This window comes from Nonomuraea jiangxiensis (assembly GCF_900099965.1).
Lineage (GTDB): Bacteria > Actinomycetota > Actinomycetes > Streptosporangiales > Streptosporangiaceae > Nonomuraea > Nonomuraea jiangxiensis.
Genome location: NZ_FNDJ01000011.1, coordinates 223,783 through 242,797 on the forward strand (window position 1 = coordinate 223,783; position 19,015 = coordinate 242,797).

The window sequence follows — 19,015 nt, forward strand, 5'->3', positions numbered from 1 at the left end:
GTGGCCGCTTCCGCAGGGGAGGCGTACGCGCCGGCCCGCTAGGCGCGTTCCTGGCGGGGGACCACGACCTCGCGGACGATCAGCGCGATCGCCGCGGCGACCGGGATCGCCAGCAGCGCTCCGACGATGCCCAGCAGCGCGCCGCCGAACAACGCCGCGATCACCGTCACGGCGGGGGCCACGTTCACCGAGCGTTTCATCACCCTGGGGTAGATGAGGTAGTTCTCGATCTGCTGGTACAGCAGGAAGAAGACCGCGCACGCGATCCCGGCGGGCAGCGACTGCAGCAGCGCGACGCTCGTCACGAGCACCGCGCCGATCGTGGCGCCCACCAGCGGGATGAAGTCCGTCAGGGCCACCACCAGGGCGAGCGCCAGCGCGTACCGGACGCCCATCACCGACAGGAAGATCCAGGTCACCACGCCGGCGACGACGGAGATCAGCACGTTGCCGGCGACGTAGCCGCCGATGCCGCTGAGGATCTGCTCGCTGATCGCGCCCGTCCGCGCCCGGCGGGAGGCGGGCACCAGCTTGAGCAGGTATTCCTTGATCGTGTGCAGCGAGCCGAGAAAGTACAGCATGAGCACCAGCAGCGTCACGGTGGTGAACACGCCGTTCAGCACCACCAGGCCCGCGCCCATGATGCCGCTGGCCAGCGCCGGCCCGAGCGTGGCGGTCACGAACGTACGCAACTGCTGCAGCACCTGGTATTCCGCGTCGAGCTGGCGCAGCGTCGGATGGTTGCTCAGGTCGGTGATGTAGCCGGGTACGGCCTCGATGAACTCGGTGAGCTGCTGGCTGACCGGCGGCACCACGGCCAGGCCGAACAGCACGAACGCCACGATGACCCCGGCGAACACGATCGAGATCGCCCCCCGCCTGGCCAGGCCGCGGCGCTGTAGCGCCTCCACGGCCGGGTTGAGCCCGACGGCCAGGAACATCGCCACCACGATCAGGATGATGGTGCTCAGCGAGTAGACGACCATCTGCGCGAGGGCGATGGCCGTCAGCACGCCCAGCCCGCCGACCAGGCCGAACAGGAAGGGGCCGCGGGCGAGCGGCTTCCCTGGCAGCCCGTACGGCTGCCCGCCCGGGTCGTGGGCGGCATGGGCGGCATGGGTGGCATGGCCACGCGAGGCCCGCTCCCGGCCGCCGCCGCCGTCATGGGCCGTCTCCTGCGCGGTCACCGGGCTGGTGACGGGCACATCGTCGGGCACATCGGCCGGCACGTCGGCGGGGTCGGACTTGGCGGGATCGGCTTCTGTGGACAAGGAGAACTCCCGGGCACCGGCAAACAAAGAGAGAGCCTAGCGACCATTCGGATCGCCAGGCTCTCTCCAGCCGTCATCCAGCCCCCGTCTACGGGCGGCCGGCTACTCCTGCCACCACTCGGCGTCGTCCTCGGACTTGGACTCGACCTTGGCCGCGGGCGTCGGGGCCGGAGCCTCGACCACCGGCGCGGGCGCGGGCGCGGCGAGAGCCGGCTTCGGCGGGGCCGCCGTGACCGCGGGCTCGGGCTCCATGCCCGGCAGGGCGGCGCCACCGAGCAGCTGGCGGAGCTGCGCCAGGTGGCTGGTGATGCTGTCGCGCTGGCGGGTGAGCTCGTCGACCTGGCGCTGCATCGCCGTACGGGTGCGCTCGGCTTCGTTCTTCGCCTCGGTGACGATCGTGTCGGCGCTCGACTTGGCCTCGGCCACGATCGACTCGGAGCTCTTGCGGGCGTTGGCGACGAGCTGCTTGGCGTGCAGGTCGGCCTCGCGGCGGGTCTGGTCGGCCTGCTGGGTCGCCTTCGTGGCCCTCGACTCGGCCGTGGCGGCCCGCTGCTCGGCCTCGGCGACCAGCTTCTGCGTGGCGGCCTGGGCGCTGGCGTGGCGCTCGGCCTCCTGGCGCTCGGCGTCCTCGCGCCGGGAGGCGAGCTGGATCTCGAACTCCGCCTCGTCCTGCGCCCGCTTGGCCTCCGACTCCTCCAGCACCCGCTGCGCCTGCGCGCGCATCTCGTCGGCCTGCCGCTTGGCGGTCGTCAGCACCTCGTCGCGCTCACGCTTGGTGGAGGCGCGCAGCTGCGCGACCTCGCGCTCGGTGGTGGTGCGAAGCTTGGCGATCTCCCGCTCGGCGTCGGCCCGCTTCTCCGCCACCTCGTGGTCGGCCGTGGCCCGCAGCTTGGCGGCCTCGCGCTCGGTGGTGTTGGTCAGCTCGTCGGCCTCGCGGCGGGCGGTCGACCGGATCTCCTCGGCCTCCCGCTCCGCGGTGGTGCGCATGTCGTCGGTCTCGCGCGTGGCCTGGGCCCGCTTCTCGGCGGCCTCGGCCTCGGCGGCGGCCCGCATGTCGGCGGCCTCGACCTTGGCCTGCGCCTTGATCTCGTTGGCCTCGGACCTCGCGGCCTGCACGAGCTCGGTGGCCTGCTCCTCGGCCAGCCTGAGCAACTGCTCGATGCGGGCGCCGAGCCCGGAGTAGGTCGGCCGCTCCTGCTCCTGGAGTTGGCGCTGGGAGTCGGACAGATCGCGCTGCAGGCCGGCGACCTGCTCACGGGCCTGGCGTAGCTCTCCGTCTATCTGCTTCAGGTGATCGTGGACCTGATGCCGGTCGTAACCACGGAGCACTACGTCGAACTCGCGTGCTGGGGCGTCCTCGAAGAAGTTGTTGAGCTGGGCGTCGATGTCGGACTGCATGGAGGCTCGATCCTGGGTTGTCGAGACGGCTACACGGGCCGGACGGGGGGTTCGGGGCATCCGTACCAGGAGCCTGGCCTCGCGGCAGGCCCCATGTCCGGTGGAAGGCCAAGCGTACTCCGCTGGTGCCACCGGCGAAGCCCCGTCCAGCTTTCTGCGTGACTAGTTACGTATGAACGTTTTCTCCGTTTCCTAAGGCCGGGCTGCCTGGACCAACTCGGTCAGCATTCCGCCGACATCCTTGGGATGCAGGAAAGCGATTTCCGAGCCCATTGACCCATGCCTGGGACGCTCGTCCAGCAGCCTCACACCCTTCTCTTTGATCTTAGCCATGGCTTCCGAGACGTCGGGCACCCCGAATGCGACGTGATGGAGGCCCTCGCCCCGCCTAGCGAGGAATTTTCCCACAGGTGAGTCCTCCGAGAGAGGCTCTAGAAGCTGAATGTAGGAGCCCCCACCTTCGCCGTCGGCGATGTGCAGCATGGCCTCCTTGACGCCCTGCTCCTCGTTGACCTCGCGGGCCACGACGGTCAGCTCGAACGTCTCGGAGAAGAAGGCGATCTTCTCCTCCAGGTCGTGACAGGCGATGGCGACATGGTCGATACGCATGAACATTGTGTGGCCTACCTCCATAGCGAGGGTCACCCTACTCGTGGGTATGGTGTCAAAGAATCCGACGCGAGCACAGGAGGCCGTTGTCATGTCCAGTTCCGTCATCGTCGCCGGAGCTCGCACCCCGATCGGCAAGCTGCTGGGCGGCCTGTCCGGGCTCCAGGCCGTGGATCTCGGCGGCATCGCCATCAAGGCCGCGCTCGACCGGGCCGGGGTGGCGCCGGAGGCCGTCGAGTACGTCATCATGGGCCAGGTCCTGCAGGCCGGGGCGGGCCAGATCCCCTCCCGCCAGGCGGCCGTCAAGGCCGGCATCCCGATGACCGTCCCCTCGATCACGATCAACAAGGTGTGCCTGTCGGGCCTGGACGCCATCGCCCTGGCCGACCAGCTCATCCGGGCCGGCGAGTTCGACATCGTGGTGGCCGGGGGCATGGAGTCCATGACCAACGCCCCCCACCTGCTGCCCGGGATGCGCAAGGGCGTGAAGTACGGCGGGGCGCAGGTGGTGGACTCGATGGCCCACGACGGCCTGTTCTGCGCCTTCGACCAGTGCGCGATGGGCGAGTCGACGGAACGCCACAACACCAGGCTGGGCATCGGGCGCGAGGAGCAGGACGCCCTGTCGGCCCGCTCCCACCAGCTGGCCGCCGCCGCCACCAAGAACGGCGTCTTCGAGGACGAGATCGTCCCGGTGGAGATCCCGCAGCGCAAGGGCGAGCCGCTGGTGGTCAGGGAGGACGAGGGCGTACGCGGGGACACCACGCAGGAGACGCTGGCCAGGCTGCGCCCGGCCTTCGCGGCGGACGGCACGATCACGGCGGGCTCGGCCTCCCAGATCTCCGACGGCGCCTGCGCCGTGGTGGTCATGTCGAAGGCCAAGGCCGAGGAGCTGGGCCTGGAGTGGCTGGCGGAGATCGGCCGGCACGGCAACGTGGCGGGCCCGGACGCCTCGCTGCAGTCGCAGCCGGCCAACGCCATCAAGCAGGCCATGGCCAAGCAGGGCGTGACCGCGCAGGACCTGGACCTGGTGGAGATCAACGAGGCGTTCGCCAGCGTGGTCCTGCAGTCGGCCAAGGAACTGGGCATCCCGCTGGACAAGGTCAACGTCAACGGCGGCGGCATCGCCCTGGGCCACCCGATCGGGGCCTCGGGGGCGCGGATCGTGCTGACGCTGGCGTACGAGCTGAAGCGGCGCGGCGGTGGCCTGGGCGCGGCCGGGCTGTGCGGCGGTGGCGGTCAGGGCGACGCCCTGCTCATCCGGGTCCCCAAGTCCTAGCCGGGAGGGCCGCCGGTCACCGTGCCCCGGGCGGGGGCCGGTGACCGCCTCCGGCCGAGCGGTATGTCCATGCCCATGAGCAGAGAGTTGCGATCTCGTTACTCTCCGTGTGCATAATGGGCTACCCGCAGGCCGAAAGGAGATCTTCCGCCGCAGAAGGCCGTTCCCATCGCATTCGTATCGCTACCTCACACCGGAAGCAGACCACGACTTCAGCGTCACCTGTCCACGTCGTGGTCGTGGAGGACGCTTCCGGGGCGTTCTCGTAGACGCCGTGACAGGCGTCACTACGAACGGAGGGCCAGCCGATGTCTCTCGACCCGGGCCACCGCACCCACCCAGGCGCTGCCCCACAACGCCGCGCGCAGGGTCCGGGTCGAGTCGGCCGGCGGTGATGGCGGCGGACCGGCCGCGGGAGAGGACCGAGCGTCCCTCAAGCCGGTACAGCACGAAGCCCCGGTCCGACCAGGAATGGACCGGGGCTTCGGATGTCGCGCTTCGGAGCCGGCCAGGAATCCGGTCCCGCGCGTGCCCCTCTAAGGGGGCAGTTCAGCCCGGCCGCGAGGGAGGTTGCGGCCGGGCTGCTTGTGGGCGGTCACGAGGTCAGGAACTTCGGCAGGATCGAACGGTGGCGCCGATCCGAGCGTCCGGCCCGCACCGCCTCGCGCACCTGACGCTGCTCGGCGGCGGCCCGCCTGAGCTCCGAGGCACGGTGCTGCATCACCGTGTAGTCAAGTTCGGCGTTCATCCGAGTGCTCCCCCTGTTGGTAGGTCTTTCTTCTCCGCACTCTTAAGACTCCGCCTAAGGCCCTCCCCGCCGCATCGGGCGTATGCCTTATCTCCGGCCCCATCCATTCCTAGGTACGTCCTTAGGGGGCGCACGAGGCGCCTAAGGTAGCCGTCAGCAGCGGCTCAGGGCTCGTCGGTGTACTTGACGGTGACCTTCGTGAAGCCGAGCGACTTCAGCATTCCCGACAGCATCGCCTTGGTGTTGGCGTCGGCCCTGGCGCGCAGGTCGCTCGCGACGGCCGCCTCGGTGATCTTCTGCTCGGCCAGCAGATAGAGCTCGCGCTGGTCGCCCGGCGAACCCGACAGGAAGTCCTGCACCCGGTCGAACAGGCCGCGCTGCTGCGCGAACACGTAGGAGCGCCTGTTGTCCAGGTTGGGCTTCTCCAGCTGGGCCCGGGGGAGGCGCACCGTCGCCTGGGTGCGGTCCTCGGAGACCGTCACGGCGGTCGTCGCCATGGCGGAGAAGTCGACGTACGCGTCCACCCCGCCGGCCCCGACGAACAGCGTGCGCGTGCCCTTGATCGCGTCGGGCAGGAAGTTGGCGTCCTTCTCCAGGTCCACGACCACCTGGAAGTTCCCCGTCGCGGCCTCGAACCTGCTCAGATCCTTGATCGACTGCAACAGCACCGGCTGGCTGCGGTCGATGGTCCGCTCGCCGACCGGGTTGAGCCAGGACCAGGCCAGGCGGCCGCCCACCACGAGCAGGACGGCCAGGACCAGGAACCCCGCCACATATCGCCACCTGCGGCGCCGCCCGGGAACCATCTCGGGCGCCGTCGTACGGGAAGTCGTCATGCGAGCATGCCTACCCGCTCGACGATCACCAGTCCCAACGGTTTGGTGACATCTCCGAATCCAGGCCGTCCTCCTCCGCCACCGGCGGTCCGTCGGCCACCACCATGCGCGCCGGACCCGAGCCGCCCGCCCAGGACACCGCCGCCAGGGCCGCTGACACGGCGGCCGACATCGCCGGACCCATCGCAGGGCCCATCGCCGGGGACATCACCGCTGACCTCGCCGGGGACGTGGCGGGCGGCGCGGACCCGGCCGGGGCCGTCGCCGGGAACCTCCTGGCGGACATGGCCCGGGTCCAGTTCGCCGTCGGTGTGACCGGGGTCCAGTCGCCGGACGGCGGGCCTGAGGTCCATCCCGTGCCGGACCCCGGCACCGCACCGGAGCCGGGCGCACCGGATCCGGGCGCTGAGCCGGACCCGGGGGTGACGGGCACCGAATTGTGCGTGGGCGTGTGACCGGGATCCGGGTACACCGGGTAGACGTGGCTGGACTCCGGTGTCGGTCGTACGGACGGGGCCACCTGCACCCGCGCGGGACCCCCGCCGAAGTGCGTGCTCGACAGGCCGCAACGCTGGAAGTCGCTGTAGAACATGCGCATCCACTCTCGCCGCTGGTGCTCGCTAAGCCCCGAGAACCACGAGGCCGCGTACTGGTGCTCCGGCATCGGCCCGCCGGGCAGCGGCTCGCTGCGCAGCCAGGCCATCACGATCTGCCGGTAGCCGTCCGCGACCGTGCCGGGGCACCGGGCGGCGAGCGAGTCGATGTACTCGTACGCCGCCTCCTCCGCGAACCCGGCGGACAGGTCAGGGACGTGCACCGGCGCCAGCCCGCTCGACGGCTTCAGCTCGTCGTCGAGCGGTCGCTGCTCCACCCGGGTGAAGGCGGCCGGCGTGCCCGCCAGCCGGGAGGCGATCTGCGTGAACGCGGCCCCCAGCTCGGTCAGCCCCGCCCGCATCCCCGGATGCACGCACACCGTGATCGGCCACTCCTGGCAGCTGTAGGCGATGTCCTCGGCCGCGGCCGGCTTCGGCTGCGCCAGCACCCGCGACACGCCCATCGCGGCGGCCAGCACACCGAGCAGCGCGCACGCCAGCACCAGGGCCTGCCTGGTCACCAGCGCCGCCCAGCCGAGCAGCAGCGCCGCCGTGATGCCCAGCAGCCAGATCGTCTGGTCGAAGAACGGCGCCCCGCTCAACCCCTGGAACAGGTCGTACGGCTCCCCGGTGCCCGGCGCCAGCTTGTCGGCCCACCCGCGGTCGTCGGCCAGCCACGAGAACACCACGTAGCAGGCCAGCCCCGCGACAGGCGGGGTGAACGCGCGCGGCACCACCCAGCCGGCCACCCACCCGATCACCGAGTAGAGCGCCAGCCCCGCCATGCCCATGCCCAGCCCGGACAGGCTGAGCCGGCCGGCCTGGTCGGTGAGCACCGTCTTGACGGCCAGCACCAGCACCGTCGCCCCGAACGAGCCCAGCACCACCACCACGATCGCCAGCGGCGCCTTGAGCGCCCGCCACGTGGTGAGCGAGCGGCCGCGCAGGGCCCGGCGCTTGCGCAGCGCCACCCAGGCGGCGAACGCGGCCGCGACCGGCCCGGTCATCCGCAGCGAGCCGATGACCGCGGCCACGATGTTCTCCCAGGCGTCCACGCCGGGTATCAGGACGTTCCACGCCGCGACCAGGCCGAGAGCCAGGAGCACGGCAACGGTGACCGCCGCGCTCTGCTTCAGCTCCTCTCGTGAAACGCCCGCGTGCTCACGCACCCGTTTTCCCGTTGACGTACATCAAGCACCCCCCGTGCCCCTCGGTGAGGCGTCATTGCTCAGTCCGCTGCCGGTCCCCACGGGCTCTCGGACTTGGCTTCGCCGTCACCATTCGTATGAGAACCATAACTGAGCGTGATGATTGATGTCCGGACTCTTGGTCAAGCGGAGAGGCCTGTCGCGCGGAGTACTCAGACGAAAGGGGACGAGGGGCGCGCTACGGTAGCGCTGTGACGCTGCCGAAGCCTCTCAACCTGCCGTTCGATCCGATCGACCGCGCCGCGGAGTCCTGGCGTGCCCACTTCGGGCCCTCCGCCGCCATGGCGGCCGTGACCTCGATCATGAGAGCCCACCAGGTTCTGCTGTCGCAGCTCGACTCGCTCCTGAAGCCTTACGACCTGACGTTCGCCCGCTACGAGGCGCTGGTGCTGCTGACCTTCAGCAAGACGGGCGCGCTGCCGCTGTCCAAGATCGGCGAACGTCTCATGGTTCACCCCACCAGCGTCACGAACACGGTGGACAGGCTGGAGAGGTCCGGATTCGTCAGCAGGCAGCCCAATCCGCGCGACGGCCGTGGCGTGCTCGCCGAGATCACCGAGGCGGGCAGAGACGTCGTACGGCGGGCCACGGACGACCTGATGGCCGCCGAATTCGGCCTGACGATGTACGCCGAGGACGAACTCCAGGACATGTTCGACCTGTTGCGTACGCTGAGGGTGGCGGCGGGTGACTTCACCTCTCCGTCCATGCGGCAAGATGAAGGGCATGGCGGACTTCTCTAGGCCCGGGTCACTCTACGGAGCGGTGGACCTGGGCGCGCGCAAGCAGGCAATCGAGGCGCAGGCCCGGCGGGAGGCTTCGGGCCCCCAGGCGGCCACGTCCGCCTCGGTCGTCGACGTGACCGAGGAGACGTTCACGGCCGATGTCATCGACCGTTCGATGACCGTGCCCGTCGTTCTCGACCTCTGGTCGCCCAGGGCGCCGGGCAGCGCCCAGCTCAGCCCGGTGCTGGAGAAGGTGGTCGGCGACCTGGGCGGCAGGGCCGTGCTGGCCAAGGTCAACGTGGACGCCAGCCCGCAGATCGCGCAGGCCCTGCGGGTGCAGGCCGTGCCGACCGTGCTGGCCATCTTCCAGGGCCAGGCCGTGACCGGTTTCCAGCAGGTGCTGCCCGAGCAGGAGGTGCGCCGCTGGCTCGACGAGCTGATGGGCGCGGTCGAGCAGTTCTACCAGGCCAACCCCGACGCCCGGCCGGCCCCGGCGGACGGACAGCAGCAGGAGCCCGCCGGGCCGCCCGCCGACCCCGACCTGGTGGCGGCCGAGCAGGCCATCGAGAGCGGCGACCTGGAGGCGGCGCAGGCGGCCTACCAGCGGCTGCTGGCCCGCGCGCCGGGCAACGAGGACGCCAGGATGGGGCTCGCCGGGGTCAGCCTGATCAGGCGCACCGACGACGCCGACCCCGCCGACGTGCAGCGGCGCCTCCAGGACCCGGCCGACATCGACGCGCAGTTGCTCGCGGCCGACCTCGCGATGCTGCAGGGCGCGGTCGACGAGGCGTTCGAGCGCATCATCGCCGTGGTCAAGCGCACCTCGGGCGACGACCGTGACAAGGCCAGGCGGCACCTGCTCGGCTTGTTCGACGCGTTGCCTGCCGAAGACCCATCTTTGGCGAAAGCACGTAGAGCTTTGGCGAGCGCCCTGTTCTAGCCTGGGGTTATGCGGGTCGTCACGATATCGGCGACGTATGGCACGGCCGGCAGTCAGATCGGCCCGGCCGTGGCCGAGCGTCTTGGTGTGCCCTTCGTCGACCGCGCCATCCCCAGCGCCGTCGCCCAGGAGCTGGGCTGCACGATGGAGGAGGCGCTGGCCCACGACGACCGGGCGGAGCACGGTCTGGGCAGGCTGCTGTCGGGGGCGATGCGGCTGCCGACGGTCACGTTCGGCGGCGTGGACATGTACGTCCCCGGCGCGATGCCGCTGCCGCCCGAGGAGTTCGTGCGCCGTACCGAACGCATGCTCATTGAGACGGCCCGCTCCCAGGGCGGCGTCTTCCTGGGCCGGGCGGGGGCGATGGTGCTGGCCGACCACCCCGGCGCGCTGCACGTCCGGCTGGACGCCCCGGTCACGCGCAGGATCCGCCAGACGGCCACGCTGGGTGAGCTGAGCGAGCGCGAGGCCAAGAAGATCATCGAGGACAACGACCGCGCCAGGACGGCCTACGTGCGCCACTTCTACCGGACCGACCCCGCCGACCCCTGCCAGTATCACCTGGTGCTCGACAGCACCACGATCCCGGTCCCGACCTGCGTGGACCTCATCGTCACCGCCGCTGAGGCACTGGATTGACCCAAAGGCCCCTAACATGGAGGCATTCTTGGTCAGTCCCGAAGGAGCGATTGGCGTGGCGACCGTCCCGAGTGTGTCATACTCCATCACCGTCCGGCTCGAGGTGCCCGCAGGCGGCCAGGCCGTCAGCCAGCTCACCCACGCCGTAGAGTCGGCGGGCGGTGTCGTGACCGCCCTAGACGTCACCAACGCGGGCCATGAGAAGCTCCGCATCGACGTGACCTGCGCCGCCAGGGACACCGACCACGCCCAGGCCATCGTCGACCAGCTCGAGGCCATCGACGGCGTCGTGATTCACAAGGTGTCCGACCGCACCTTCCTCATGCACCTCGGCGGCAAGATCGAGATGAAGTCGAAGGTGCCGCTGCGCAACCGCGACGAGCTGTCGATGGCCTACACCCCGGGCGTGGCGCGCGTGTCGATGGCGATCGCGCGCAACAAGGAGGACGCGCGGCGCCTGACCATCAAGCGCAACACGGTGGCGGTCGTCACCGACGGCTCGGCCGTGCTCGGCCTCGGCAACATCGGGCCCGAGGCGGCGCTGCCGGTGATGGAGGGCAAGGCGGCGCTGTTCAAACGGTTCGCGGGCATCGACGCCTGGCCGATCTGCCTCGACACGCAGGACGTGGACGAGATCGTGCGCACGGTGCAGGTGATCGCGCCGGGCTTCGGCGGGATCAACCTGGAGGACATCGGCGCGCCGCGCTGCTTCGAGATCGAGCGGCGGCTGCGCGAGCTGCTCGACATCCCCGTCTTCCACGACGACCAGCACGGCACCGCGATCTGCGTGCTGGCGGCGCTGACCAACGCGCTGCGGGTCGTGAACAAGAGCATCGACGCCGTCAAGATCACCATGGCCGGGGCGGGCGCCGCCGGTAACGCGGTGCTGCGGCTGCTGCTGGCGGCGGGGGCGCGCAACGTGGTCGTGTGCGACTACCTGGGGGCCGTGCACAAGGGGCGCGACGACCTGGACGACTCGCTGCAGTGGATCGCCGACCACACCAACGCCGACGGATACGCCGGAGACCTGCGGGGGGCGATCAAGGGCGCCGACGTGTTCGTCGGCGTCTCGGCCCCGGGCATCCTGACGGGTGACGACATCGCGGCGATGGCCACGGACGCGGTGGTGTTCGCGCTGGCCAATCCGGAGCCCGAGGTGTCGGTGGACGAGGCGCGCCGGCACGCGGCCGTGGTGGCCACGGGGCGCTCCGACTACCCCAACCAGATCAACAACGTGCTGGCCTTCCCGGGGGTGTTCCGCGGGCTGCTGGACGCCCAGGCCGGCGGGGTGACGCAGGAGATGCTGCTGGCGGCGGCGGGAGCGCTGGCCGCCGTGGTGACGCCGGAGGAGCTCGGGCCCAACTACATCGTGCCGAGCGTGTTCCACCCCGACGTGGCGGGCGCCGTCGCCGCCGCCGTCCGGGAGTCCGCCGGCGGGCGTGCTCGGGGCTTCACCGAGGCGTAAAACCCTTTCACTGTTACGGCGGGGCCAACGGCACGCACCCGCCGCTCGGGGCGCGGGGCATCCAGGGGGACGGCCGCTGACCCGCACGTGGCGGGCCACCGTAACGGCGCGTAGTGGGCCGTCCGGGTGGTGCCCAGCTGGGCCTTGGCCGCCCGGCCAGTCGTCCGGGTGGTGGGGCGCCGGGCCTTGGCCGCGTCGCGCGGTTCTGCCCCTGGCGGGGTCAGGACGTCCGGGTGATGGCGGGCATGATGCGATAGCTTTCCTGGAAGACCAGGTTGTGGGCGTCGGCGGCGGCGATCACGCGGAGCGTGTCGAGCTGGGACCGGGCGTCCGCCGCGTCGAAGACGTTCAGCGGCCAGTCTCCGGACGTGTTGCCCCGCAGGTGCGGATGGTGGAAGTCGCGGCCATAGTGCGCCACGATCGCGATCGGCTGGATCCCGGCCGCGCGCTGCTCCGGCCACGTCAGTGACCACAGGGCGTTGAGCCCGCCCTCGTGGGACCGGGTGATCCCGCTGGCCACCACCTCCCCGGTGCCGAGCAGCAGGTCGGTGTTGGCCTCGTCGAGGGCCGTACGCGCCACCGGGTCCAGCAGCTCGACGGCCGTGTAGAACAGCCGTTCCTTGTCCTCCCGCGTGACGGCCGGGCCGTGGTTGCCGTCACGCAGGTCGCGGAAGTGGCGCAGGAGGGCTTCGTTCATCGGAGTGCTCATGCCCACCCCCTTCCCCGAGGGGCGTCAGGTGAGCAGGCCGGCGATGCGGCCGCGAATCTCGGGGGTGTCCAGGCCGCGAACCGTGAGCGTGGTGCGGCGGCGTACGACGTCGTCCACCGTGGCCGCCCACTCGTGGTCGCGGGCGTAGACGGCCTGGGCCCAGATGTCGGGGCCGTCCGGGTGGATGCGTTCCCCGAGCGCCGGGTCCTCGCGGATGAGCCGGGCCAGCTCGAAGGCGATCGTGCCGTAGTGGGTGGCCAGATGGCGGGCCACCAGCGGGTCCATGCGCGTGCCCGGGTCGCGGTCGGTCCACAGCCGCATGGCCACCGCGTCCGGGCTGGCCAGGCCGGGCAGCGGCACGACGGGCAGGATGTCGGCCAGGTCGTCGCCCAGGGGCCGTCCCGGCAGGTGGGCCAGCATGTCGAACACGTGCCTGCCGATGTGCCGATAAGTCGTCCACTTCCCGCCCGCGACGGACAGCATGCCGCCCGAGCCCCTGGTCAGCACGGTCTCCCGCTTGGCCGCCGCCACCTCGCCGGGACCGCCGGGCAGCACCCGCAGCCCGGCGAAGGCGTAGGTGATGTCCTCGCGCCTGAGCTGGGTGTCGCGGACGGAGTGGCCCGCCTCGTCGAGGATCTGCGTGATGTCGGCCTCGGTGGCGCTCACCCCGCCCGGGTCGCCTTCGTACGCCTCGTCGGTGGTGCCCAGCAGCAGGTGGTCCTCCCACGGGATGGCGAACGTCACCCGGTATTTGTCGATCGGCGTGGTGAGGGCCGCCTTCCACGGCTCGTGGCGGCGCATGACCAGGTGCGCGCCCTTGGACAGCCGGATGCTCGGCGCCGCGTCCGGGTCCTCCATCCGCCGCAGGTGGTCCACCCAGGGGCCGGTGGCGTTCAGCACGAGCCGGGCCGAGACGCCGAACTCCGTGCCGTCGAGCCGGTCGCGCAGGTCGGCGCCGGTCACGCTGCCGCTCGTCTTGCGCAGCCCGACGACCTCGGCGTGGTTGAGCACGATCGCGCCCGCGTCCACGGCGGCCCGCACGGTCATGACCGCGACCCGGCTGTCGTTCATCTGGTGGTCGCCGTAGACGGCGGCGCCCCGCAGGCCCTCGGTACGCAGGGCGGGCACCCGGGCCACGGCCTGGTGCGGCGTGATCACCCGGCCCATCCCGTCGCCGAACACCGACAGCGCCGAATACAGGAACACCCCGGCACCCAGCTTGGCCGCCCCGTGCGGCCCGCCCCGGTAGATCGGCACCAGGAACGTCAGCGGCTTGACCAGGTGCGGCGCGATGTCGGCGGCCAGCGCGCGGCGCTCTCGGTGGTTCTCCGCGACCAGCTTGACGTTGCCGGTCTGCAGATAACGCAGGCCGCCGTGGACGAGCTTGGAGGAGGCGCTGGAGGTGGCCCCGGCGAAGTCGCCCGCGTCCACCATGGCCACCCGCAGCCCCGCCTGGGCCGCCATCCAGGTCACCGACGTGCCCAGGATGCCGCCGCCGATCACCAGCAGGTCATACGCATTGCGGGACAGTTCATGCCGGACCTCTGCCCGGTCGGTCCCGATCGCGGTCGTCATCGCCGTCATCCCCTCCAGACGCCTACTGCTCGACCCAGCCGAGCGTGCGGGCCACGGCTTTCTTCCAGTTGTGGTATTCCTGCTCGCGTACGGACTCGTCGATCGCGGGCCGCCACTCGGCGGCCTTGTGCCAGTTGGCGCGCAGGCCGTCGATGTCCGGCCAGTAGCCGGTGGCCAGGCCCGCCGCGTAGGCGGCGCCCAGGGCGGTCGTCTCGGCCACCATGGGGCGGATCACCGGCACGTCGAGCACGTCGGCCAGCGTCTGCATGAGCAGGTTGTCGGCCGTCATGCCGCCGTCGGCGCGCAGCGTGGTCAGGTCGAGGCCGGAGTCGGCGTTCATGGCGTCCACGACCTCGCGCGTCTGCCACGCGGTGGCCTCCAGCACGGCCCGCGCGATGTGCCCCTTGTTGACGAACCCGGTCAGCCCCGCGATCACCCCGCGCGCGTCCGAGCGCCAGTGCGGCGCGAACAACCCCGAGAACGCCGGTACGAAGTAACAGCCGCCGTTGTCGTCGACCGTCCTGGCCAGCGTCTCGATCTCGGCCGCGCTGGAGATCAGCCCCAGGTTGTCGCGCAGCCACTGCACCAGCGAGCCGGTCACCGCGATGGCGCCCTCCAGGGCGTAGGTGGCCGGGCCGTCGCCGATCTGGTAGCCGACCGTGGTGAGCAGGCCGTGCTTGGAGAAGACCGGCTCGTGGCCGGTGTTCATCAGCAGGAAGCTGCCGGAGCCGTAGGTGCTCTTGGTCTCACCGGGATCGAAGCACGTCTGGCCGAACAGCGCCGCCTGCTGGTCGCCGAGCGCCGAGGCGACCGGGACGCCGCCGGCGGTGCGGCCGTAGACCTCGGCGGACGGGCGGATCTCGGGCAGCATCGCGCGGGGCACGCCCAGCGCGGCGAGCAGCTCGTCGTCCCAGGCCAGGGTGTGGATGTTCATCAGCATCGTGCGGCTGGCGTTGGTCACGTCGGTGAGGTGGCGGCCGGTGAGGTTCCACAGCAGCCAGCTGTCCATCGTGCCGAACAGCACCTCGCCGCGCTCGGCCCGCTCCCGCAGCCCGGGGTGCTCGTCGAGCAGCCAGCGGATCTTCGGCCCGGAGAAGTAGGTCGCCAGCGGCAGCCCGGCCTTCTCCCTGAACAACCCCTCGTGCTCGGCGAGGGCGCGGGTCAGCGGGTCGGTGCGGGTGTCCTGCCAGACGATGGCCGGGCAGACGGGCACGCCGGTCTGCCGGTCCCACAGCACGGTGGTCTCGCGCTGGTTGGTGATGCCGAGGGCGGCGATCTGGTCGTCGGCCAGGCCCGCGCCGCTGACGGCCTCCGCCAGCACGCCCTGCACGGCCTGCCAGATCTCACTGGCGTCGTGCTCCACCCAGCCGGGCCTGGGGAAGATCTGGCGGTGCTCGCGCTGGGCGACGGAGATGATGTGGCCGGCCTGGTCGAAGACGATGCACCTGCTGGACGTGGTGCCCTGGTCGATGGCTGCGACGTAGTGGGGTCGAGGCACGAGGTTCCTCGCTTCGCTCAGGTTCGACAATGCCGAACGAATGCTATTCGTGGGAGAGGGCGGCGGACAAGTCAGCGGGCCAGGTCGCGGGTGATGGCGCGGGCGGCGTCTCGTACGTAGGAGACGTACTCCATGTGCAGGGGACCGTCGGGCGCGAGGCGTTCGAGGGCGCCGCGGATGCCGATGGCGCCCACCACGATGCCGCGCGAGTCCTTGATGGGCGCGGCGATGGCCACCTCGCCCTCCGTCAGCTCCTCCGTCTCGGCGGCCCAGCCGCGCGTCCTGACCAGGTCGAGCTCGGCCTCCAGGGCGGCGGGTTCGACGATCGTGCGCTTGGTGTGCGGCCGCAGCGGGAGGGCGGGGAGCTCGCCGTACGGGTCGTGGGCGAGCAGCACCTTGCCCAGTGCGCTGGCGTGCGGCGGCAGGTAGGTGCCGACCTGGAGGGTTTGCATGCTGTCGTCGGGCCGGAACACGTGGTGGATCACCAGGACCTGGCCCTCGTGCAGGGTGCCGATCCAGGCGCTCTCCCTGCTGCGCCCGGCCAGGGCGTCGGCCCAGTTGATCGAGCGGGTGCGCAGCTCGTTGACGTCGAGGTAGCTGCTGCCCAGGTGGAGCAGGGTCGCGCCGAGCCTGTACTTGCCGGTGGCGCCGTCCTGCTCGACGAACCCGACGTGGACCAGCGTACGCAGGATGCCGTGCAGCGTCCCCTTCGGCAGGCCCAGCGCCCTGGCCAGCTCGGCGACCCCGAGCCGGCCGGGGCCTGAGGCCAGCAGCCGCAGGATGGCGGCCGCCCGCTCGACCGATTGAATCGTCTCTCCCACACCCGCACCATAACGCAGCAGCGTTCGATATTGCCGAACGATCCAGCTGAGAATTGGCTGTGGAACCGATCACTCGTCGATCACGTCCAGAGGGTAGGGCCCGGGGGTGGAAATGCCCGCGCCTTAATGGAATGAAAGTTCCATTAGAATGGGCGGCGAGAAGGAGACCAGATGGACCAACCTTCCCGTTCGGCGGGAACCGTGCGACCGGGGGGTCGCACCGCGCGGGTGCGCGCGGCCGTGCTGGAGGCGACACAGAACGGGCTGGTCGAGCACGGCTTCCACGGCCTGACCATGGACCAGGTCGCGGCCAGGGCGGGGGTCGGCAAGACGACGGTCTACCGGCGCTGGGGAAGCCCCGCGGGGCTGGTCGCGGACCTCATGACCGAGCTGGCCAACCAGTCCTCGTCCCACACGGACATGGGCACGGTCGAGGAGGACCTGCGCGCCAACGCCCTGAGCGTGCAGCGCGCGCTCGCCGACGAGCGGCTCGGGTCCACGCTCCAGGCGGTGATCGCCGCCGCCACCTGCGACGAGCAGGCCGCCCAGGCGCTGCGCTCGTTCTATCTGCGCCGCATCGAGGAGTGGGCCCACGTCGTGGACCTGGCCGTCAAGCGGGGCGAGCTGCCCGAGGGCACGGACGGCAGGGAAGTGGTGCGCGCGGTCTCGGCCCCGCTCTACTACCGCCTGATGGTCACCAGGGAGCCGGTGACGCGCGAGGACGCCGAGGCGTCGGTCTCGCGCGCGCTGGCCGCCGCCCGGGCCGGCGCCTTCGTCAGGCCGTAGACCCGGGTCAGGGGAGCCTGCGCGGCCAGATGGAGCCGTACCACCACAGGATCCCGCCCATCACCACCAGGCCGCCCGCGGTGGCGAGCTTGGCCATGAGGTCGGTGGGCGGGCCGGTGAAGGGCAGGTGGCCGGTGCGATGGCCCCAGGGGCAGTCGTTGTCGACGATGGTGGAGTCGATGAGCGCCTCGGGTTGCTTGTCGGTGACGTGGTACGCCTCGATCTCGGCGTTGCTGCCCTTGTGCACCGGGACGTGCTTGACGATCGTGTCGCGGGCCGGGATGGCGCCGCTGGACACGCTCGACGAGTCGGCCTTGAGGCTGTAGTAGACGGGCTGGCGGCTCTGGTTGTGCAGCCGGACGGCCACTCGTCCCGTGCCGCAGGCCACGTCGTCGACCGACATCGTGAACGGGTCGCCGGCGTCGGGGCGGGGCCACGGCCAGGCGTGCGCCGCGGAGGGAAGAAACAGCGCGAAGCCCACCGGAAAGGTGGCCAGGGCGAGACGGAATCCGGTGCGCATGCGCTCCCTCCAGGGTGTGATCTATGGTACGTAAGGTGCCCATGTGTGCGCGGAGAGTAACATGGACACTCTAGGGGAGCGCGCCCCCCTCATTACCCTTCATGATGGATGTATGGCGGAAGCGATCTACGTCGGCGGTTTGTTGGTGGCGACGCCGCTTCTCGACGACCCCAACTTCCGGCGTAGCGTCGTGCTGATCCTCGAACACGACCTCGACGGCGGAACCTTGGGCGTCGTGCTCAACAGGCCGAGCGACATCTCGGTGACGCAGGTGCTCCCCGTCTGGGATCCGCTGGTGACGGGGCCCTCCGTGCTCTTCGAGGGCGGGCCGGTGCAGACCGACAGTGCGCTGGCGCTGGCGGCGGTGCCCAGCGGGGAGGAGCCGCTCGGCTGGCGCAGGCTGCACGCGGGCACCCCGGCCGTCTCCCGGCTGGGGACGGTCGACCTGGACGCTCCGCCCGAGATCCTCCAGGGAGAGATCGCCCAGATGCGGATCTTCGCGGGATATGCGGGGTGGTCGTCGGGCCAGCTCGAAAGCGAGATCGCGGAGGGCGCCTGGTATGTCGTCGACTCCGAGGTCGGCGACACCTTCCATGGGGACCCCGGCTCGCTCTGGCGGCACGTGCTGCGGCGGCAACCTGGCGAACTGGCCTTCGTGGCCACCTGCCCGGACGACCCGACGCTGAACTGACCCAGGGTTTCCGGTCAGAGGTCCCAGCCCGGGCGCAGGGAGCGCTCGGCCAGGGCGATGGTCTCGCGCATGCGATCGATGATCTCCGTCACCGTGCCGTCGCGGCGCGGGCACTCGAAGCCGACCCGCATCGTGGACATGGCGAAGGCCACGATCAGGTGGCAGAGCTGGTCCTGGTCGGGGTCGGTGCCGCGGCGGGCGGCGATCAGCTCGGCCATCCGGCGCTCGGTGTCGGCGCCCCGGGCCACCGACAGGCCGACGAGGTGCGGGTGCTCCTCCAGCAGCCGGCGCAGTTTCAGGAACCTCTGCGCGTCCGCGGGCGTTGAACCCTGCATGTCGCTCAGCACCGCGCGTACGGCGTGCATGAGTGCCGTGAACGGAGGCTCGTCGGACGGCACGGACCGCAGGGTCTCCAGCATGATCCCCTCGCCGTGGTCGTGAAACCACAGCACCAGGTGATCCTTGCTGGTGAAGTACCGGAAAAAGGTGCGGGGCGAGATCTCCACGGCCCCCGCTATCTGCTCCACAGTGGTGGACTCGTATCCTTGTTCGAGGAACAGGTCGAGCGCGGCGTCGAGGATCGACAGCCGCGTGCGTTCCTTCTTCAGCTCCCGTAGACCCACCGTCACTCCCTCGAAACCTTTCTGTCACAGTGTGCCATATGTCATAGGCCGCCGGATGAAAGTCGATTGCAATCTGTCATC

The 19,015-nt window shown here is 70.7% G+C and carries 19 protein-coding genes; 7 read left to right on the forward strand and 12 right to left on the reverse strand.

Features of this window, described 5'->3' with window-relative positions; translation table 11 throughout:
* Positions 1–38: 38 nt before the first annotated feature.
* The 3 genes from BLS95_RS24710 to mce all read right to left on the reverse strand — a co-directional run bounded on the left by BLS95_RS24710 (position 39) and on the right by mce (position 3,284).
* Positions 39–1,271 carry an AI-2E family transporter gene (locus BLS95_RS24710; RefSeq protein ID WP_245765247.1) on the reverse strand — a complete coding sequence of 411 codons (1,233 nt, stop codon included), beginning with the start codon at positions 1,269–1,271 and terminating at the stop codon, positions 39–41.
* Positions 1,272–1,373: 102 nt separating this feature from the next.
* A complete protein-coding gene (locus BLS95_RS24715) occupies positions 1,374–2,669 on the reverse strand; it encodes a DivIVA domain-containing protein (RefSeq protein ID WP_090935600.1) in 1,296 nt (431 codons plus the stop codon).
* A 192-nt stretch (positions 2,670–2,861) separates the two neighbouring features.
* Positions 2,862–3,284, reverse strand: a complete 423-nt coding sequence (gene mce, locus BLS95_RS24720; RefSeq protein WP_090936047.1) for a methylmalonyl-CoA epimerase — start codon at positions 3,282–3,284, stop codon at positions 2,862–2,864.
* 85 nt (positions 3,285–3,369) lie between these two features.
* On the opposite strand from mce, the gene BLS95_RS24725 reads away from it, so the two are divergent.
* Positions 3,370–4,557, forward strand: coding sequence for an acetyl-CoA C-acetyltransferase (locus tag BLS95_RS24725; protein ID WP_090935603.1), 1,188 nt, complete (start codon positions 3,370–3,372; stop codon positions 4,555–4,557).
* A 595-nt stretch (positions 4,558–5,152) separates the two neighbouring features.
* Here BLS95_RS24725 and BLS95_RS55850 read toward each other — a convergent pair.
* The 3 genes from BLS95_RS55850 to BLS95_RS24735 form a co-directional block, all read right to left on the reverse strand.
* Positions 5,153–5,305 (reverse strand): hypothetical protein, encoded by a 153-nt coding sequence (locus tag BLS95_RS55850; protein ID WP_176993370.1) that lies wholly within the window; start codon positions 5,303–5,305, stop codon positions 5,153–5,155.
* Positions 5,306–5,469: 164 nt separating this feature from the next.
* The gene (locus BLS95_RS24730; RefSeq protein ID WP_090935606.1) at positions 5,470–6,141 is read right to left on the reverse strand and encodes a DUF4230 domain-containing protein; all 672 of its coding nucleotides are present in this window, start codon (positions 6,139–6,141) and stop codon (positions 5,470–5,472) included.
* Between the two features lie 25 nt (positions 6,142–6,166).
* Positions 6,167–7,903, reverse strand: a complete 1,737-nt coding sequence (locus BLS95_RS24735) for a hypothetical protein (RefSeq protein ID WP_176993371.1) — start codon at positions 7,901–7,903, stop codon at positions 6,167–6,169.
* A 236-nt stretch (positions 7,904–8,139) separates the two neighbouring features.
* Here BLS95_RS24735 and BLS95_RS24740 point away from each other — a divergent pair, with 236 nt between their 5' ends.
* The 4 genes from BLS95_RS24740 to BLS95_RS24755 are packed head-to-tail and all read left to right on the forward strand — an operon-like array spanning position 8,140 to position 11,711.
* Positions 8,140–8,685 (forward strand): MarR family winged helix-turn-helix transcriptional regulator, encoded by a 546-nt coding sequence (locus BLS95_RS24740; RefSeq protein ID WP_090936049.1) that lies wholly within the window; start codon positions 8,140–8,142, stop codon positions 8,683–8,685.
* Positions 8,669–9,607 carry a tetratricopeptide repeat protein gene (locus tag BLS95_RS24745; protein ID WP_090935609.1) on the forward strand — a complete coding sequence of 313 codons (939 nt, stop codon included), beginning with the start codon at positions 8,669–8,671 and terminating at the stop codon, positions 9,605–9,607. Before BLS95_RS24740 ends, BLS95_RS24745 begins: the two co-directional genes overlap by 17 nt.
* Positions 9,608–9,616: 9 nt before the next feature.
* A complete protein-coding gene (locus BLS95_RS24750; protein WP_090935612.1) occupies positions 9,617–10,246 on the forward strand; it encodes a cytidylate kinase-like family protein in 630 nt (209 codons plus the stop codon).
* Positions 10,247–10,301: 55 nt separating this feature from the next.
* A complete protein-coding gene (locus BLS95_RS24755; protein ID WP_090935615.1) occupies positions 10,302–11,711 on the forward strand; it encodes an NAD-dependent malic enzyme in 1,410 nt (469 codons plus the stop codon).
* 220 nt (positions 11,712–11,931) lie between these two features.
* Here BLS95_RS24755 and BLS95_RS24760 read toward each other — a convergent pair whose 3' ends face one another.
* The 4 genes from BLS95_RS24760 to BLS95_RS24775 all read right to left on the reverse strand — a co-directional run bounded on the left by BLS95_RS24760 (position 11,932) and on the right by BLS95_RS24775 (position 16,314).
* A complete protein-coding gene (locus tag BLS95_RS24760) occupies positions 11,932–12,420 on the reverse strand; it encodes a hypothetical protein (RefSeq protein WP_245765248.1) in 489 nt (162 codons plus the stop codon).
* Between the two features lie 24 nt (positions 12,421–12,444).
* Positions 12,445–14,004, reverse strand: coding sequence for a glycerol-3-phosphate dehydrogenase/oxidase (locus tag BLS95_RS24765; protein ID WP_218135967.1), 1,560 nt, complete (start codon positions 14,002–14,004; stop codon positions 12,445–12,447).
* A gap of 13 nt (positions 14,005–14,017) precedes the next feature.
* Positions 14,018–15,493, reverse strand: coding sequence for a glycerol kinase GlpK (gene glpK / locus BLS95_RS24770; protein WP_090935621.1), 1,476 nt, complete (start codon positions 15,491–15,493; stop codon positions 14,018–14,020).
* A gap of 71 nt (positions 15,494–15,564) precedes the next feature.
* Positions 15,565–16,314, reverse strand: a complete 750-nt coding sequence (locus BLS95_RS24775; protein WP_090935624.1) for an IclR family transcriptional regulator — start codon at positions 16,312–16,314, stop codon at positions 15,565–15,567.
* Between the two features lie 171 nt (positions 16,315–16,485).
* Between BLS95_RS24775 and BLS95_RS24780 the strand changes: the two genes are divergently transcribed.
* A complete protein-coding gene (locus BLS95_RS24780; protein ID WP_090935626.1) occupies positions 16,486–17,100 on the forward strand; it encodes a TetR/AcrR family transcriptional regulator in 615 nt (204 codons plus the stop codon).
* Between the two features lie 7 nt (positions 17,101–17,107).
* Here the strand turns inward: BLS95_RS24780 and BLS95_RS24785 are convergent, their stop codons facing one another.
* Positions 17,108–17,620 (reverse strand): hypothetical protein, encoded by a 513-nt coding sequence (locus tag BLS95_RS24785; RefSeq protein WP_090935628.1) that lies wholly within the window; start codon positions 17,618–17,620, stop codon positions 17,108–17,110.
* Between the two features lie 112 nt (positions 17,621–17,732).
* Between BLS95_RS24785 and BLS95_RS24790 the strand changes: the two genes are divergently transcribed.
* Positions 17,733–18,311, forward strand: coding sequence for a YqgE/AlgH family protein (locus BLS95_RS24790; protein ID WP_090935631.1), 579 nt, complete (start codon positions 17,733–17,735; stop codon positions 18,309–18,311).
* A 14-nt stretch (positions 18,312–18,325) separates the two neighbouring features.
* Here BLS95_RS24790 and BLS95_RS24795 read toward each other — a convergent pair whose 3' ends face one another.
* Entirely contained in the window at positions 18,326–18,934 is a 609-nt protein-coding gene (locus BLS95_RS24795; protein ID WP_176993372.1) for a TetR family transcriptional regulator, read from the reverse strand.
* Between the last annotated feature and the right edge of the window lie 81 nt (positions 18,935–19,015).